Source organism: Labrys sp. E2SS-1L (genome assembly GCF_057073705.1).
Genome location: NZ_CP172713.1, coordinates 1210899 through 1227208, shown reverse-complemented (window position 1 = coordinate 1227208; position 16310 = coordinate 1210899). Strand labels below are relative to the sequence as shown.

16 protein-coding genes are annotated in these 16310 nt (G+C 63.1%); 7 read left to right on the top strand and 9 right to left on the bottom strand.

Annotated features, from left to right (window positions below; genetic code table 11):
* The first annotated feature begins 1 nt into the window (after nucleotide 1).
* The 3 genes from ACIGJE_RS31215 to ACIGJE_RS31205 all read left to right on the top strand — a co-directional run bounded on the left by ACIGJE_RS31215 (nucleotide 2) and on the right by ACIGJE_RS31205 (nucleotide 3177).
* Complete coding sequence (locus ACIGJE_RS31215; RefSeq protein ID WP_311936926.1) at nucleotides 2-1042, top strand: ABC transporter permease; 1041 nt, start codon at nucleotides 2-4, stop codon at nucleotides 1040-1042.
* 80 nt (nucleotides 1043-1122) lie between these two features.
* On the top strand, nucleotides 1123-2139 hold the full coding sequence (locus tag ACIGJE_RS31210; RefSeq protein ID WP_367624735.1) for a sugar-binding protein: 1017 nt from the start codon (nucleotides 1123-1125) through the stop codon (nucleotides 2137-2139).
* Nucleotides 2140-2307: 168 nt separating this feature from the next.
* A complete protein-coding gene (locus ACIGJE_RS31205; protein ID WP_415080999.1) occupies nucleotides 2308-3177 on the top strand; it encodes a MurR/RpiR family transcriptional regulator in 870 nt (289 codons plus the stop codon).
* 72 nt (nucleotides 3178-3249) lie between these two features.
* Here ACIGJE_RS31205 and ACIGJE_RS31200 read toward each other — a convergent pair whose 3' ends face one another.
* From ACIGJE_RS31200 to iolD, 3 genes are all read right to left on the bottom strand, one after another.
* Complete coding sequence (locus tag ACIGJE_RS31200; RefSeq protein ID WP_415081001.1) at nucleotides 3250-4068, bottom strand: SDR family oxidoreductase; 819 nt, start codon at nucleotides 4066-4068, stop codon at nucleotides 3250-3252.
* Nucleotides 4069-4072: 4 nt separating this feature from the next.
* Nucleotides 4073-4972, bottom strand: coding sequence for a myo-inosose-2 dehydratase (iolE, locus tag ACIGJE_RS31195; protein ID WP_415081003.1), 900 nt, complete (start codon nucleotides 4970-4972; stop codon nucleotides 4073-4075).
* Between the two features lie 100 nt (nucleotides 4973-5072).
* Nucleotides 5073-6917: a 3D-(3,5/4)-trihydroxycyclohexane-1,2-dione acylhydrolase (decyclizing) gene (iolD, locus tag ACIGJE_RS31190; protein WP_415081005.1), complete on the bottom strand. Its 1845-nt coding sequence runs from the start codon at nucleotides 6915-6917 to the stop codon at nucleotides 5073-5075.
* Between the two features lie 198 nt (nucleotides 6918-7115).
* On the opposite strand from iolD, the gene ACIGJE_RS31185 reads away from it, so the two are divergent.
* The 4 genes from ACIGJE_RS31185 (at nucleotide 7116) to ACIGJE_RS31170 (ending at nucleotide 11102) form a co-directional block, all read left to right on the top strand.
* On the top strand, nucleotides 7116-8084 hold the full coding sequence (locus tag ACIGJE_RS31185) for a hydroxyacid dehydrogenase (RefSeq protein WP_483680552.1): 969 nt from the start codon (nucleotides 7116-7118) through the stop codon (nucleotides 8082-8084).
* Complete coding sequence (locus ACIGJE_RS31180) at nucleotides 8071-9198, top strand: Gfo/Idh/MocA family protein (protein ID WP_415081009.1); 1128 nt, start codon at nucleotides 8071-8073, stop codon at nucleotides 9196-9198. The genes ACIGJE_RS31185 and ACIGJE_RS31180 overlap by 14 nt, the downstream gene beginning before the upstream one ends.
* Nucleotides 9199-9331: 133 nt before the next feature.
* Entirely contained in the window at nucleotides 9332-9874 is a 543-nt protein-coding gene (locus ACIGJE_RS31175) for a Chromate resistance protein ChrB (RefSeq protein WP_394311492.1), read from the top strand.
* Nucleotides 9875-9902: 28 nt separating this feature from the next.
* A complete protein-coding gene (locus tag ACIGJE_RS31170; RefSeq protein ID WP_415081012.1) occupies nucleotides 9903-11102 on the top strand; it encodes an MFS transporter in 1200 nt (399 codons plus the stop codon).
* A gap of 8 nt (nucleotides 11103-11110) precedes the next feature.
* Here the strand turns inward: ACIGJE_RS31170 and ACIGJE_RS31165 are convergent, their stop codons facing one another.
* From ACIGJE_RS31165 to ACIGJE_RS31140, 6 genes are all read right to left on the bottom strand, one after another.
* Nucleotides 11111-11587, bottom strand: a complete 477-nt coding sequence (locus tag ACIGJE_RS31165; protein WP_311936904.1) for a DUF2127 domain-containing protein — start codon at nucleotides 11585-11587, stop codon at nucleotides 11111-11113.
* A gap of 296 nt (nucleotides 11588-11883) precedes the next feature.
* Nucleotides 11884-12318: an NUDIX hydrolase gene (locus ACIGJE_RS31160; protein ID WP_311936902.1), complete on the bottom strand. Its 435-nt coding sequence runs from the start codon at nucleotides 12316-12318 to the stop codon at nucleotides 11884-11886.
* Nucleotides 12315-13112, bottom strand: coding sequence for an ABC transporter permease subunit (locus tag ACIGJE_RS31155; RefSeq protein ID WP_311936900.1), 798 nt, complete (start codon nucleotides 13110-13112; stop codon nucleotides 12315-12317). Before ACIGJE_RS31155 ends, ACIGJE_RS31160 begins: the two co-directional genes overlap by 4 nt.
* The gene (locus tag ACIGJE_RS31150; RefSeq protein ID WP_311936897.1) at nucleotides 13096-13962 is read right to left on the bottom strand and encodes a 2-aminoethylphosphonate ABC transporter permease subunit; all 867 of its coding nucleotides are present in this window, start codon (nucleotides 13960-13962) and stop codon (nucleotides 13096-13098) included. The genes ACIGJE_RS31155 and ACIGJE_RS31150 overlap by 17 nt, the downstream gene beginning before the upstream one ends.
* On the bottom strand, nucleotides 13955-15079 hold the full coding sequence (locus tag ACIGJE_RS31145; RefSeq protein WP_483680549.1) for an ABC transporter ATP-binding protein: 1125 nt from the start codon (nucleotides 15077-15079) through the stop codon (nucleotides 13955-13957). Before ACIGJE_RS31145 ends, ACIGJE_RS31150 begins: the two co-directional genes overlap by 8 nt.
* A gap of 29 nt (nucleotides 15080-15108) precedes the next feature.
* The gene (locus tag ACIGJE_RS31140) at nucleotides 15109-16137 is read right to left on the bottom strand and encodes a 2-aminoethylphosphonate ABC transporter substrate-binding protein (RefSeq protein ID WP_483680547.1); all 1029 of its coding nucleotides are present in this window, start codon (nucleotides 16135-16137) and stop codon (nucleotides 15109-15111) included.
* Nucleotides 16138-16310 lie beyond the last annotated feature (173 nt).

Below are 16310 nucleotides of genomic sequence, written 5' to 3'. Positions count from 1 at the left end.
GATGACGGATGCTTCCAACCATTCCAAGCAGGCCAATGCGCCTGTGTCCGCCAATGTTTCCATCGAGTCGGTCCTGACGACGAAGGAAAAATCATTGTGGCAGTCGCTCGTCTCCAGCCAGGCCTTCTGGGTGACGGTCGCACTGCTCGTCATCTGCATCGTGATGTCGATCCGCGAGCCGCGCTTCGCCACCGAGGACAATTTCTACAACATCACCCGCAACTTCGCCTTTATCGGCATCATGGCGCTCGGTGCCACCGCCGTGATCGTCACCGGCGGTATCGATTTGTCCGTCGGCTCGATCATGGGCCTGGTCGCAGTCGTCTGCGGATTGACGCTGGAGGCGGGTAATCCCTGGTATGCGGCCGTGCTGGCCGGCCTCGTCGCCGGCGGCATAGCCGGTGCCGTGAATGGCGGGCTCATCGCCTATGTCGGCCTGTCCCCCTTCGTGGTGACGCTCGGCATGCTCTCGGCCGCCCGCTCGGTCGCCGTCGTCCTGTCCGGCAACAAGATGCTCTACAATTTCGGTCCCGGCGGCCCGACCTTCAAGGCCATCGGCGCCGGCGCGATTTTCGGTATCGCCAATCCCGTCTGGGTGCTGCTCGTACTCACTTTCGCGCTCTTCGTGGTCATGCGCATGACGACATGGGGCCGGCATCTGATCGCCATAGGCGGCAATGAACAGGCCGCCAACCTTACAGGCGTCCCGGTCAAGCGCATCAAGCTGCAGGCCTATGTCGTTTCCGGCGTCAGCGGTGCCATCGCCGCGATTCTGAGCGTCGGCTGGGCCGGTTCGGCCATCAACTCCCTGGGCACGGGTTATGAACTGCGCGCCATCGCCTCCACGGTGATCGGCGGCGCCAATCTCATGGGCGGGGAGGGCGGTGCCTTCGGTGCGCTGATCGGCTCGGCTTTGCTCGAAGTGATCCGCAATTCCCTGCTCATGGCCGGCGTCGATTCCAACTGGCAGGGCGTTTTCGTCGGCAGCTTCCTGGTTCTTGCGGTCCTGCTCGAGCGGATCCGCGGCAAGAGACGCGAATGACCGGTCGAACCGGCATCGTGTGAACGCCCCAAGGGCGTGTCGCGGACACGTCCCGGAGGGCACAACATCCGGAGGAGACAATGCTCAAATATCTGCTGACCTCGGCGGCCCTTGCCGTTGGTCTTGCCGCGACGGCCGGTGGCGCCCATGCCGCCGACAAGCTGACCTTCGCGCTCGTCCCCAAGAACACCAACAATCCCTTCTTCGACCAGGCGCAGGCCGGCTGCAAGAAGGCGGAGAAGGAACTCAACGGCGCCATCGAATGCCTCTATGTCGGCCCGGGCGAACATGGCGGCGGCGACGAACAGGCGCAGATGGTGCAGGACCTCATCACCAAGGGCGTCGACGGCATCGCCGTCTCGGTGGCCAATGCACCGGCGATCGCCGCTGCGCTGCAGGGCGCGGCCGGGGCCAAGATTCCGGTGCTGACCTGGGACTCCGACTTGCTTCCCGACGCCAAGGGCGAGCGTGTCGCCTATGTCGGTACGCACAATTACGAGATCGGCGTGAATCTCGCCAAGATTGCCATGAAGATCAAGCCGAAGGGCGGCAAGATCTGCATCCAGTCCGGCGGTGCGGCAGCCGCCAACCACAATGAACGCATGCAGGGAATTCGCGATACTCTTGCCGGCAAGCCGAGCGCCCAGTCGCCGGGCGATCGCCTGACCGGCCAGAACGGCTGGACCGAAGTCGACGGGTGCCCGCTCTATACCGATGACGATTTCCCGAAATCGGTGCAGCAGCTCGAAGACACGCTCGGCAAATATCCCGATCTCGATGCGTTCATCCCGACGGGCGGCTTCCCCGAATTCCTGCCCGACGCCTATCGGCAGGTGGCGACCAAATATAAGAGCAAGATCGCCTCCGGCGCCCTTGCCCTGGTGGTTGCCGATACGCTGCCCGTGCAGATCGACCTTCTCAAGGAAGGCCTGGCTTCCGGCAATGTCGGCCAGCGTCCCTTCGAGATGGGCTATAAGGCGATGTATTTCCTCAAGGACATCAAGGACGGCAAGGCCCCGCCCAAGGATCCCAGCTATACCGGCCTGGACGTCTGCACACCCGAAAACGTCGCCACCTGCATCGGCGGTGGCAACTGACGGAGCCAGGTCGCTCCATACAGCCTGCAAGGCCCGTCGATCTTCCGGGCCATCCTGCGGGCAGTCCGGACATGCCGCGTGGCTAACGCTGCGCGGCATACCTGTGATAAAGCGCGATTTGCATGCGGCATTTTCCCAAGCTGCCGGTGATTGGAGAAGGATATATTCATGGGCGCCGACAGTGTCCCGCAAGACTACGAGGACCTAATTCGGGTCATCCACGACAAGTATGACGGGATGAGCAAGGCCTATCAGAATATAGCCGTTTACCTGACCCAAAATCCCAATGATGTCGCGGTGATGTCGCTCAACGCCATCGCGGACACCTGCGGCATCCATGCCTCCAGTTTCGTTCGTTTCGCCCAGATGCTGGGCTATAAGGGCTTCAAGGAGGTGCAGGCGGTCTTCCAGCGACGCCTGTCGACGGCCGCCCCTGGCTTCCAGGCCAGAATCAAAGCCCTGGAGTCGGAGCTGAGCGACCGGGAGAATGTCGGCGGCTGGGGCTTCCTGCACGATCTGGTCCTGCGCGACATCGACGCCTTGCAGGAGCTGCTGAACCTGACGACGGGAGAGACCATCGAAAAGGCCGTCGACCTGATGGAGAAGGCCGACACCATCTATCTGGTCGGCCAGCTTCGCTCGGCGCCGATCGTCGATCTCACCCGCTACATCCTGACCATGCTGGGAAAGCGCACCGTTCTCCTCGATGCGAGCGGCGGCCTTTCCACCCATATCGCCGGCACCATGCGGCCCACGGATCTGCTCTTTGCCGTCTCTTTCCGGTTTTATGCGACCGAAGTCGTCAATATCGTCGAGCAGGCGGCTGCCCGGGACATGCCCATCCTGGCGATAACGGATTCAACCCTTTCGCCCCTCGCCAAGAACGCAACCGTTCTGTTCGCGGTGCCCGAGCATCAATATACGTTTTCACGATCGCTGGCGGCTCCCATGTGTCTGGCGCAGTCCCTGACGGCGGCGCTGGCGGCACGCCTGCAGAAGGCTCCCGACCCCCGCATCCCGATCGTGACGCAACCCTAGGCGAGTGTTTGCACAGAGCAGCGGCCCACGAGGGGCCGCTTCCGGTCGCCCATACACCTCCGCGTGGGGCGATCATGCCAGGGAAAGGGCTTCATTGGGTACCGGCATCATGCCGGCTGATCCGCCCCACACCGTCTGGTCATAGTTGATGACGGCACCCGTCATCAGCCCGGCATCGTCGGAGACGATGAAGTTGACAGCCCTGGCCGCCTCGGCGGGATCGACGAGCCGCCCGAAAGGAAGGGCTGCCGCGGCCTTGGCCTCCCAGTCGGGATCGCCGCTGGAAGCCGCCTGCAGTTCGCGCTCATGATCGGACGACATCCAGCCGACATTGAGCTGGTTCACGCGGATGCGGTTCTTCATCACCGAAAAGGCGGTATTGCGGGTCAGCGTCGCCAGGGCGCCCTTGGAAGCGCAATAGGCGTTGATGAAAGGCTGTCCCGCATGTTCGGAAATCGAACCGATATTGCAGACCGATCCGGCGATGCTGTCGCGGATCATCAGCTTCATCGCCTCCTGCATCAGGAAGTAGGGCCCGCGGACATTGGTGGCAAAGAGCTGGTCGAACAACTCGGGCGAGGTATCGAGGATCGTGCCGCGATCGGTGCAGGCGGCGGCATTCACGAGGACATCCACCCGGCCATAGACGCGGTCGGCCTCGGCAATGGCGTGCCGGCACTGTCCGACATCGGCGACATCGGCCTTGACGAAGTGAACGGGAACGCCGGTCCGCGCCCTGATTTCATCGGCCACCGCCTGGCCCTTGGCGGCATTGCGGCCGAGCGTGACCAGGCCGGCGGCCCCGGCGGCGGCGAGCTCATGCGCGATCGCAGCCCCCAGCCCCTGCGTCGAGCCGGTCACGACGCAGATCTTTCCATCCATGCGGTTCATGGCATCAATTCTCCACCGAATAGCCGGCTGCGGCCATCACCCGCAGCAATTCCTTGTGCCCGATCCTGGCCATCTGCAGCGGCGGGCTCTTGACGGGGTCCTGCTCCGCCTCGACGACGAACCATCCTTCATAGCCGTGGGCGGCCAGCCGCTTCACGATCGCCTCGAAATCGAGGGATCCGTCTCCGGGAACGGTAAAGGCCCCCTTCACCACGGCATCGAGAAAGCTCTCTTTGGTGCGATCGAGGCCTTCGACCACCGCGGCGCGGATATCCTTGGTGTGGACATGGGAAATGCGGGCATGGTGCTTGTCGATCACCCGCAGCACGTCGCCGCCGGCGAAAGCCATGTGACCGGCATCGTAGAGCAGGGGCAAGGCGTCTCCCGAGTGCTTCATCAGGAGATCGAGTTCGGCTTCGGTCTCGATCGGCGCCGCCATGTGATGATGGTAGCTGATCGGCATGCCCTGTCCGGCGCACCATTCGGCGAAGATCGTCATCTTGCGCCCATAGGCCTTGATCTCTTCCTCGCTCAACCGCCGTTTGGTCGACAGGGGCGCCGAGCGATTGCCCTGGATGGTACCGGCGGTTTCGCCATAGACGATGCACGGTGCTCCAACCGCCTTGAAGAGGGCCATCTGTCCGGCGATGCGTTCCTTTTCCACCTCGAGATCGCCGTCAAGCAGCAGGCCCGAGAACCAGCCGCCGCAAACGCTCATGCCGTGTTTGTCCAGGACGGGCTTGAGCGCCGCGGGATCCATCGGAAAACGACGGCCCGTCTCCATTCCTGTAAAGCCCGCCTCGCGGGCCTGACGCAGGCACTCGTCGAGCGACACGTCGTCACTGAGTTCGGGCAGGTCATCATTCCACCAGGCAATCGGTGCGATGCCAAGTCGGGCTTTCATGAGGTTCTCCAAATCTGCATCGATGGAAATCGAGGTCGATCACATCCAAAGGACAGCCCTGGGAAGCAGGATAGTCCCGGCTGCTCGCAATATGCGTCCGTCATACCCCGACACGCTGGCGCTTGCGCCCGTCAAGCTGAGAGGCATGCGCCTCGCGTACCTCGCTCCTCTCGCTCGTGGCGGGAACCCCGACATCCCACCAGGCATCGCCCGGCGTCCAGGTGAAGGCGTCCGAAACGATGGAGATGACCGTGGTCCGGTCGTTGTTCTGCGCCCATTCGATGGCGGGGCCGAGATCGGCAAGGCTGTCCACCTGCCGGGTCAGGGCGCCCATCGCCTCGGCGTGCTTGGCGAAGTCGACCGCAAAGGGCTCCTTCACCCGGCAATCCTTGATCAGATTGTTGAAGGAAGCTCCGCCCTTGGCATTCTGCAGCCGGTTGATCACGGCATAGCCGCCATTGTCGCAGACGATCACAATGATCTTGTGGCCGCTCAGAACGGTCGAATAGATGTCCGAGTTCATCATCATGTAGGTGCCGTCGCCGACCATGACGATCGGCGTGCGCGTCGGATCGGCCATTGCCGCGCCCCAGCCCGCGGCGATCTCATAGCCCATGCAGGAAAAGCCGAACTCGCAGTCGAAGGTGTTGGGCTCCTTGACCCGCCAGTTCTTCATGACTTCGCCGGGCAGGCCGCCGGCAGCGGTGATGAGCAGGTCCCGGTTGCCGGCCTTGGCATTCACCACCCCGACGACCTGTGCGTAGGTGGGGACCGGCTCGTTGGTAGGCTTTTGGAAGCCATCGAGCATGGCATTCCATTTGGCGAATTCCGCCACGCCCTTCTGCGTCCAGGCCGCCGGCGCCGTCCAATCGCCAAGTGCATCCGCCAATTCCCCGACGGTTTCCAGGGCATCGCCGACCACCGCCAGCGCCCGATGCTTGGTGGCATCCCAGCGCGCCGCGTTGATCGAGATGAATTTCGCCGTCTGCGAGAAGGCGGTCCAGGAGCCGGTGGTGAAATCCATCAGGCGCGTGCCGATGGCGAGGATCACATCGGCCTCGCTGGCCAGGGCATTGGCGGAAGTCGAACCGACGATGCCGATCGGCCCGACATGGGCGGGATGGTCATGGGTGAGCGCGCCCTTGCCGGCAATGGTCTCGGCGAGCGGAATGCCCCGCTTCGCGGCAAACTCGGCCAGGGCCTTTTCGGCGCCGGAATAGCGCACGCCGCCGCCTGAAATGATGAGCGGCCGCTTTGCCTGTTGCAGGATCTTCACGGCTTCCTGGAGGCGATCGCGATCCGGGCGCGGCCTTGGGATCTTGTGCACGGCAGGCTCGAAGAACGCTTCCGGATAGTCCCAGGCCATTTCCTGGACGTCCTGCGGCAGCGCGACAAAGGCGGGCCCGCAATCGGCCGGATCCAGCAGCACGCCGACGGCCTGCGGCAGCGAGGAGATGATCTGCTCGGGATGGACGATGCGGTCCCAATAGCGCGTCACGGCCTTGAAGGCGTCGTTGACGTTGATGGTGGGGTCACCGAAATGCTCCACCTGCTGCATGACGGGATCGGGGCGGCGATTGACGAAAGTGTCGCCGGAGAGCAGCAGCACCGGCAGGCGGTTGGAATGGGCGACGCCGGCCGCGGTGACCATGTTGAGCGCACCGGGGCCGATCGAGCTCGCCGCCACCATGATCTGGCGTCGGCGTTTGGCCTTGGCGAAGCCGATTGCCGCCAGGGCCATCGATTGCTCGTTCTGGCCGCGCCAGGTCGGCAAAGTGTCCTTGACCGCCTCCAGGGCCTCCGACAGGCAGGTGACGTTGCCATGCCCGAAGATCGCGAAAACACCTGGAAAGAGCGGAACTTTCGCGCCCTCTACGACTGTAAACTGATTGCACAGATAACGGACCAGGGCCTGGGCCATGGTGAGGCGGAGTGTTGCCGGCATCGTGTTCCTCCCACGCAACCGCGATTTTTCCATTGCTTACGAAATGATTATTGACAATGCAACATATTTGCAATCACCATTGCGAAATGCCTTGCAGGAGGCAGGCTCCCGCTCATGAGCGAGCATGATGGCGCTCCCCCCATCGCGGGCATGAAACGTTCGACAGAACCAGCCACCAGCGCTGGGCCGGAGGAAACGATGCCGCACGTACTCGTCGCCGGCAAATTGCATCCGAGCGGAATCGCATTGCTGCGTGATGCTCCCGAGGTGACGTTCGACTATGTCGAAGAGGTCTCGGAGGAAAGCTACGCCCCTTTCATCGCCGCTGCGGACGGCCTGGTCATTCGCACGCAACCTCTCTCGGCCCCCATCATCGCGCAGGCCGACAGGCTCAAGATCGTTTCGCGGCACGGCGTCGGCTATGACGCCGTCGACCTGCCCGCACTGAACGGCAGGGGCATCGCGCTTGCGATCGTGGGCGATGTCAATTCGGTCTCGGTGGCCGAGCACGCGATGCTGCTGCTGCTCGCCTGCGCCAAGAAGCTGCTGCGGGCCGATGCCAGCGTGCGCGAAGGCAACTGGACCTGGCGCAACAGGCTCGAAGCGACCGAACTATCCGGAAAACGCCTTCTCATCATGGGATTTGGCCGGACGGGGCGCCAGCTTGCCCGATATGCCGGAGTCTTCGGCATGGAGATCAGGGCATATGACCCGTACCTGCAGGCCGCCGGCTGGCCGGAGGGGCCGGTTGCTCCCGTCGATGACCTTGCCGTCGGATTGGGCTGGGCCGACGCCATATCGGTGCATGTGCCCAAGGCCGCCTGCCCGACGATCGGTGCCGGGGAACTCGCGGCAATGAAACCCTCCGCAATTGTCGTCAATACTGCGCGCGGAGGCGTGGTTGACGAGGCGGCCCTGCTGGAGGCACTGCGCCAGGGAAGGATTTCGGCCGCCGGTCTTGATGTTTTCGATGACGAACCTCCTCTTGCCGATCACCCCTTGTTCGGGCTCGATGAGGTCATCCTGACGCCGCACATCGCCGGCCTGACGGCTGAGTGCGCCGAGCGGATGGCCATTTCTTCGGTGCAGAACGTGCTCGATTTCTTTTCCGGCACCATCGACCCGGCCCTTGTCGTCAACAAAGAACAGCTCAATGCCAACTCCTAAGCAGCAACTCAGAATCGGCCTCATCGGCACGGGTTTCATGGGCAAGACCCATGTTTTCGGCTTTGCAGCCGCACAGCGGGTCTTCGACCTCGACTATGACATCGTGCTGCACACGGTCGCCGACCGCAGCGAGGAACTGGCCGCCGCTGCGGCGCAGACGCTCGGCTTCAGCACGTCGTCGGGCGACTGGAAAACCCTGATCGCCGATCCCGATATCGACGTGATCGACATCACCGCTCCCAATGCGCTGCACAAGCGGATGGCGCTCGCCGCGTTGGCGGCCGGCAAGCACGTCTATTGCGAAAAACCCCTTGCCACCACCGCGGCCGATGCCGCCGAGATGGCGCAGGCCGCACAAGCTGCCGGTGTCCGTACCCAGGTCGGCTTCAACTATCTGTGCAATCCCTTGTTCTCGCTCGCCCGCGAGATGATCCGTGGCGGTGAGTTGGGCGAGATCCGCAGCTATCGGGGCATTCACGCCGAGGACTACATGGCCGACGCCGAAAGCCCTTTCACCTTCCGGCACGATCCGGCCGGCGGCGGAGCCCTGGCGGATCTGGGCAGTCATGCGTTGGCGACGGCGGAGTTCCTGCTCGGACCGATCGAACGTGTGCAGGGCGACAGCGTTACCGTGATCGCCAGCCGGCCCGATGGCAAGGGAGGCCGACGGAATGTCGAGGTCGACGATCTCGGCCGCGCCTTCCTGCGGTTCGCCAGCGGCGCGTCCGGCAGTCTGGAGGCGAGCTGGATCGCCACGGGCCGCAAGATGCAGCATGACTTCGAAGTCTATGGCACCAAAGGAGCCCTGATTTTCAGCCAGGAGCGCTTCAACGAGCTCCATTTCTTCGATACGTCCGACCGGCAGGGGCGCCGTGGCTTCCGCCGCATCGAGGCCGGCCCAGACCACGCCCCCTATGGAGCGTTCTGCGTTGCTCCTGGCCACCAGCTCGGCTTCAACGACCTCAAGGCGATCGAGATCGCGGGCTTCGTCGACGCCATTGCCGGCAAACGGCCCGAGCCCTTCGGTTTCAAGGCCGGCCATCGCATCCAGTCGCTGGTCGAGGCGATACAAAGATCCGGCGTCGAAGGGCGCTGGATCGATACGTCCCAATGATTGCGGGCGGAATGGCCTAGGCCGGGCTTGGTTGCCTTCCTCCCGTGAGCCATCCAGCAGCTGTTCCGGCGGAGAAGCGATACCATCGTGATTGCAGTTGAAATGTTACGACTGTTTCATCAAAATGAGCTCCATGGTTTCGCTTTCCTGGTTGTTGCTAACGTACAAGGTGCCACCCGAGCCGGCTGCCCGGCGTATCGCGCTCTGGCGGCGGCTCAAGGGGATGGGGGCGGTCTATCTGCAGAACGGCGTGTGTCTCCTGCCCAAGACCAATGACCACATCCGCCGCCTGAAGATGATCGAGAACGATATCGCCGACCTGTCGGGGGATTGCGTGATCCTGGAGACGGTTGCGCTCGATCAAGGGCAGGAAGAGAAAGTCGTAAGCCGCTTCAAGGACGATCGGGACGAGCAATATCGCGAATTCCTGGGGCGATGCGCCGATTTCGAAAAGGAAATCGCCAAGGAAATTGCGATCAACAAGTTCACCTATGCCGAACTGGAGGAAGAGGACACCGACCTCAAGAAGCTCCAGGGGTGGCTCGAGAAGATCAGGAAACTCGATTTCTACGGTGCGTCGCTCGCCGGGGAGGCGGCCGAGCGCCTGCATGCCTGCGAGGCGCTGCTCGACAGCTACGCCCAGCGCGTCTTCGAGGCACAGGACGAGAACCGCTGAGATGGCCGATCGGAGGACAGCCCAAACCATGACGCCTTCTCCGCCGCGCAGCGGTATTCCAGCCGGCATCTGGGCGCTCGGCTTCGTGTCGCTGCTGATGGATGTCTCGTCCGAGATGATCCACGCGCTCCTGCCGGTCTACATGGTCACGGTGCTCGGCGCGTCCACGCTTGCCGTCGGCCTCATCGAGGGCATCGCGGAAGCGACGGCCTCGATCACCAAGGTGTTCTCGGGCGCTCTCAGCGACTGGCTGGGAAAGCGAAAATTCCTGGCTGCTCTCGGCTATGGTCTGGCCGCTCTCACCAAGCCGGTCTTTCCCCTGGCGAATTCGATCGACTGGCTGGTCGCGGCGCGGTTCGTCGATCGTATCGGCAAGGGTATCCGGGGTGCACCCCGCGATGCCCTGGTCGCCGATCTTGCGCCGCCGCATCTGCGCGGCGCGAGCTTCGGTCTGCGCCAATCACTGGATACCATCGGCGCCTTTGCAGGCCCGCTCCTGGCGATCGGCCTGATGTGGATGACGGCCAATCACTTCCAGCTCGTGTTCTGGATTGCCGTCGTGCCGGCGTTCCTGTCCGTCGGCCTCCTCTTGGTCGTGGTCAAAGAGCCCGAGCGACCGCAGGACCTGCGCCGTGTCCGCATGCCACTGCGGCGCGACGAGGTGCGCCGCCTCGGAACGGCTTATTGGTGGGTGGTTGCCGTCGCGGCGATCTTCACGCTTGCCCGCTTTTCCGAAGCGTTTCTCGTCCTGCGCGCCCAGTCGGCCGGTCTGCCCCTGGCGCTTGTGCCGATTGTGCTGGTGATCATGGCCTTTGCCTATTCGCTCTCGGCCTATCCGGCCGGCATCCTTTCCGATCGGATGGACCGGGTGGCGATCCTCGCCATCGGCCTCGTGCTGCTGGTTGTTGCCGACCTAGTGCTCGCCTTCGCTTCCGGCGTCATGGGCGTGTGCCTGGGTGTGGCGCTCTGGGGGCTGCATATGGGGTTCACTCAGGGGCTGCTGGCCACCTTGATTGCCGAAGCCGCGCCCGCCGAACTGCGCGGCACCGCCTTCGGCCTGTTCAATCTGGTTACCGGCCTCGCGCTGCTCGTCGCCAGCGTGATAGCAGGAGCCCTATGGGACCTGGCCGGACCGCAAGCCACTTTTCTCGCAGGAGCTGTTTTCTCGCTTGTGACCCTCATCGTCTTGCTGCCGGTTCGCGCGCAGCTCTCCGGGACGCGTGAATGATCGGAGCTTTATTGGGTGGGCATATGGCGACGCATGAGACGGTATTCGTGCCAGATCAGCCCCATCACCACGACGTCCAGGATGGTGAGGACGATCAGCCCGGCACCATGCGTGTAGGAGAAACGATAGAGCTGGTAGACGATGAAAAGCCCGAGCACGATCAGCGATGCCGGATACGACCAAAGCTTGCCCTTCAACAAGCCGATGACCAGCGCCAGTTTCACCACGCCATGGCCCAGTAGATAGAATGCGTAGAAATGCTTCGTCTCGATGGAAAAATTCTGGGCGAAGGCGGATAGGTGGCCCGCGATGAAGTCATGCGGGTTTTCGATCAGCTCCTCTTGCGTGACCCAGTTGACGAAAGCCCGAATTGTATTGGTGCTGATCAGAGCAAGGGCGATGCCGCCGACGCATTCTATCAGTGCATGTGCCCCTTTCAGGAGAATGCCGATCTGGAAGATCTTGTGAACCTGATGTTCATTCATGAGATGGTCTAGCCAGCATCAGCAGGGAGAATACGAACAGACACATGCGAGCTGCAATTCGAGCCTTGTCGTTGGCGGTCGTGTGGATCACCAGCTCTGTCGTGCACGAGGCGGCAGCATCGCCTTGTTGTAGTCCTCGATCATGGCGGCGGATAGAGGATTGGCATCTGCGCGCGTGGCGGGTCCAGGAGACCGGCGCTCTTGAGGTTAGCGCTCTCGCTGCTCATCTTGCGGATCGATTGGTGGTGGCCTGGAGCAACGTTCGCAGTCTTGGCGAGGCGGGGGACCGCGCATAGTTAGGCTCGATGGGTCAGGTCGCGCAGCAAGCGGGCAAGACCTGGTTCGGCGACGAGAAGCGCCGCTTCCTCCAGCGGCACCCATTGAACCTCGCGTTGGCCCTGCTCCTTCCATTTCTTCAAGGTCGCCTTGACCTCGACGCGATAGACGGTGGTTTCGACCAGGGCAAAATGGGTATCGAGGCGTTTCCAGTAGGGATAGGTGCCGATCGGCTTTTTGTCGGCCTTGCCGACAAGGCCGGCTTCCTGCTTTGCTTCGATCCTTGCCGCCTGGGGATCCTTGCGCCCTTTGATCGGCCAGCCCTTCGGCAAGGTCCACCGCCTTGTCGTGCGGGTCGTCACAAGGCAGGTCTCCAGGCGTCCGGCCTTGATCCGGACGGGCAGGGCCGCCACCTGGCGCAATGAGGGCGAGGGCCTTGCAAGGTCCTGCGTCACCTCGACATCACCCTGCTCGAGATACGCGTCAAGGTGATCAGCACGATCAGGGTCGCGGCACCCAAGATCGTCGTCAGCGTGGCAGCATCAAAGATCGCGCCGCGGTCCGATAGCGAGAAGATGCGAACCGGCAGGGTGACCCAGCCCGGCGGATAGACCATGACGGTTGCCCCGAGCTCTCCCATCGACAGGGCGAAGGAGAGGCTGAAGGCGGCGATCAGATAGGGCGTGAGCAAGGGCAGCGTCACGCGCCGCAGTCGGTAGAAGGGGCGGGCGCCCAGGCTCTCGGCAACCTGTTCGCAGTCGATCGGAAGGCGGGCAAGGCCGGCAGTGACCGTGCCGTAGGTGAAGGCCGCAATCAGCATGAAATGTGCGATCAGGACGATCAGCCGCGTGCCGTTGAGCAGGAAGGGCGGCTGGCTGAAGGCGACCAGCAGGCCGAGGCCGATGGAGACGGAGGGAACCGCGCTCGGCACGAAGAAGAAGAGGTCGAGCACGCGCTTGGGCAAGGGCTTGAAACGGCGAAGCGCCAGGGCCGCCCAGGTGCCGCAGACGAGCGCCGCCAGGCTGGCGATGATGCCTGTGAGGATGCTGGCCTTGAGCGAAGCGAAGGATGCCGTGCGAAAGGCGTCGGCATAATGCTGGGTGGTCAGGTGCGAGGGCAGGATGTCGTTCCACTGCCCGCTGAAGCTGGCGAGGACGATCACTCCGATCGGTAGGCCGTAGACGAGGAGGAAGAGCGGCACCACGGCCGCCCAAACGGCCCCACGCTCGGCTTTAGACCACACCAGCATTGCTGCCTCCGAAGTGAGCGACGATGATGCGATAGAGCGTATAGAGGCCGAGCGAGAGCGCGATGTTCACCACGGCAATGACGCAGGCGGTCGCATAGTCGAACTCCTGGATCGCCTTGCTGTAGATCAGCAGCGGCAGGGTGATGACGTCCTTGGCGCCGATGAACAGCACGATGCCGAATTCATTGACGGTGAGCAGCAGGCACAGGCTCCCGCCGGCGACCAGGGCCGGCAGGGCGGCCGGGAAGATGACCTTCCGCACGATGCGCAGGGGCCGGGCGCCGAGGCTGCTTGCCACCTCGATCTGGGCATGATCGATCTGCGAGAAGGTGGCGAGGAGCGGGCGCATGACGAAGGGCGTGTAAACAGTCACCTCGGCCAGCACGACCCCCCATTGCGAATAGAGAAAGTCGATGGGTGGCAGCTGCAGGGCGAAGGCGTGCATCAGCGTTTCGTTGAGAATGCCGGCCGAGCCATAGATGAAGGTGAAGGCAAGGGTAACGAGGAAGGTCGGCAGTGCGATCACCGTGTCGATCAGACGGCCTGCAAGTTTGGCGCCGGGAAAGGGCACGAAGGCGAACACCACCGACAGGACGAAGCCCAGCAGCAGGCAGCCGATGGTGGAGCAGATCGCGATGACGATGGTGTGGTAGAGCCCGTCGACGAACTGGCGCGAGCCGAGGACCTGCTCGAAGGTGGCGAGCGAGGGCGGACCGTCCCCGAGCGAGGCGCGGATGATGAGGGCGAGGGGGTAGAAGAACAGCAGCGCCAGCACGAGAAGAGGCGGCAGGATCCAGAACCCGTCGAGATTGCGCCGCGCCGGGGCCGCGCCGAGCGCAATGTCAGCCATGGGCGGGATCCTCTGGAACCAGCGTGACGTCACCGGGCTCGAAATGGATGCGCACGCTCTCGCCGGCCCGCGGCGGATCGGCCATCGGTGGCGTCGTCATGCGAACCGTGTGCCCGCCCGTTTCGAAGGTGATGTTCTGGACATCGCCCTGCCATTGCACGCTCAGTACGGTAGCCTTGAGGGCATTGGGCTCGGAGGTCGCACGGGTAAAGCGGAAATCGTGCGGCCGGACGCAGAGCAGGCAATCGCTACCGCCGGCGAGACGGTGATGGTTGCGGGCGAAGAGAAAGGTGTCGCCGAAACTCACCCGGGCATGCCCGTTCTCGGTCGGCTGCAGGTCCTTGACCGGCATCAGATTCGCCCGGCCCAGGAATTCCGCCGCAAAACGGTTCGGGGGATTGCGGAACAGGGACTGGGACGTGCCGAAGGCGCGCAATTTGCCGTCCCGCATGATGCCGATATGGTTGGCCAGCGTAAGGGCTTCGGACTGGTCATGCGTGACGTAGAGCACCGTCAGGTTGGGCAGGCTGGTATGAAGCTTGGCGATTTCGTCGATCATGGCGCGGCGGATCTGGGCATCGAGGGCCGAAAGCGGCTCGTCGAGCAGCAGGACCTGCGGCCGTGGCGCCAGGGCACGGGCGATGGCGACACGCTGCTGCTGCCCGCCCGAAAGCTCGCGCGGAAAGCGCCGCGCATAGGCGGACATGCCCACCATCGCCAGGCATTCGGGCACGCGCTGGCGGATGACGTCTTCGCGGGCGCCGTGGGCCCGCAGGCCGAAGGCGACGTTCTCGTCGACACGCATATGCGGGAACAGGGCATAGTTCTGCACCACCATGCCGATCTTGCGATCATAGGGGGCGAGATGCGTCACGTTGCGCTCGCCGATCATGATCCGGCCCGAGGAGGGCCGTACGAAGCCTGCAACGGCGCGCAGCGCCGTTGTCTTGCCTGAGCCCGAGGGGCCGATCAGGGCGACGACCTCGCCCGGATTCACGGTCAGCGTGAGGGAATGCAGAACCGTCAGGTTACCATAGGTAACCGAGACGTCCTCGAAGCCGATGCGACTGCCGCCGGGAGCGGCGGTCTTGGCTTCGGTGCCCGGACCGGTTTTCAACTGCGCGCTCGCCATCGCCCTGTCGGCTCTCAATTGCTCGAAATGGCTGAATTGTAGGCAGCGACATTGTCCTTCAATCCGGACAGCACGCCCACCCAGTCCGGGCTCCAGATCTCGACACCCTGCAGCATGGCCTGGAGCTTCTTGTAGTTCTCGTCCTCGGGCTTGACGTCATTGCGCACGGGCAGGCCCTTGGCGACGACGCTGACCTGCTTCTGCGCTTCCGCGGACAGCAGGAAGTCGATGAGTTTCTTGCCATTTTCCGAGTTGGGCGCGCCCTTCACCAAGGCGATGTAATAGGGCAGGGCGAACAACGTCTTCTTGCCGTCGGGGCCTGCCGGCACGAAGATCTGGATGTTGGGATTGTCAGCCTGCTGGGACAGGTTCATCTGCATGTCGCCATTGGCGACGTAGAGCTCGCCCTTGTTGACCAGCGCAGTCAATTTGCCGGTCGAGGCGGAAGGGCCGAGATTGTTGGCCTGGAGCTTCTTGAGAAAGTCGAGCCCCTTCTCCTTGCTGCCGAAGGCATGAAAGGTCTGCAGCATGAAGGCCGTGCCGTCACCGGCCTGTCCCGGTGTCGAATATTGCAGCTTCTGCTTGAATTTGGGATCGAGGAGATCCTCATATTTCGCCGGAGGCTGCTTGAGGACCTCGGCGTTGTAGATGAAGTTGGGGTAGTTGTTCACCAGGGCATAGAAGCGGCCGTCGGCGTCCTTGTCGCGGGCCTCGATCTTGTCGGCTCCGGCCGGGCTATAGGCTTCGATCAGGCTGTCGGCGGCGGCCTTCTGCATGAAGGGCGGCAGCGTCACCAGCACGTCGGCCTGGGTGTTGGACTTTTCCTTGGCCAGGCGATCGACCACGCCGCTCGATCCCGCTTCGACATATTGGACCTCGATGCCGGTCGCCTTGGTGAAGGCTTCGAACTGATCGCCGAACCAGCTCGGCGTGCCGTCGTGCAGCCCATCGGCGCTGTAGATGGTGACCACGCCATCGGCATGGGCCGGAACGGCCATGCCGGCTAACATCAGGGCTGCAATCAGGGCGAACCTGGATTTCATGACGTTCTCCTCTCGGGACGGATGTGAGCGTTTGGCGGCTTTCTTCGCTTTTGCCTGTCTCTTGCCGCGGCCGGAGCCGAACGCCTTAGCGAAATGTGTTTTCAAGCGTCCGATAAGTAAAATCTATTTATCTTATGCAATGAAAGATCAGGCTTATGGTTGGATCGAGGCCG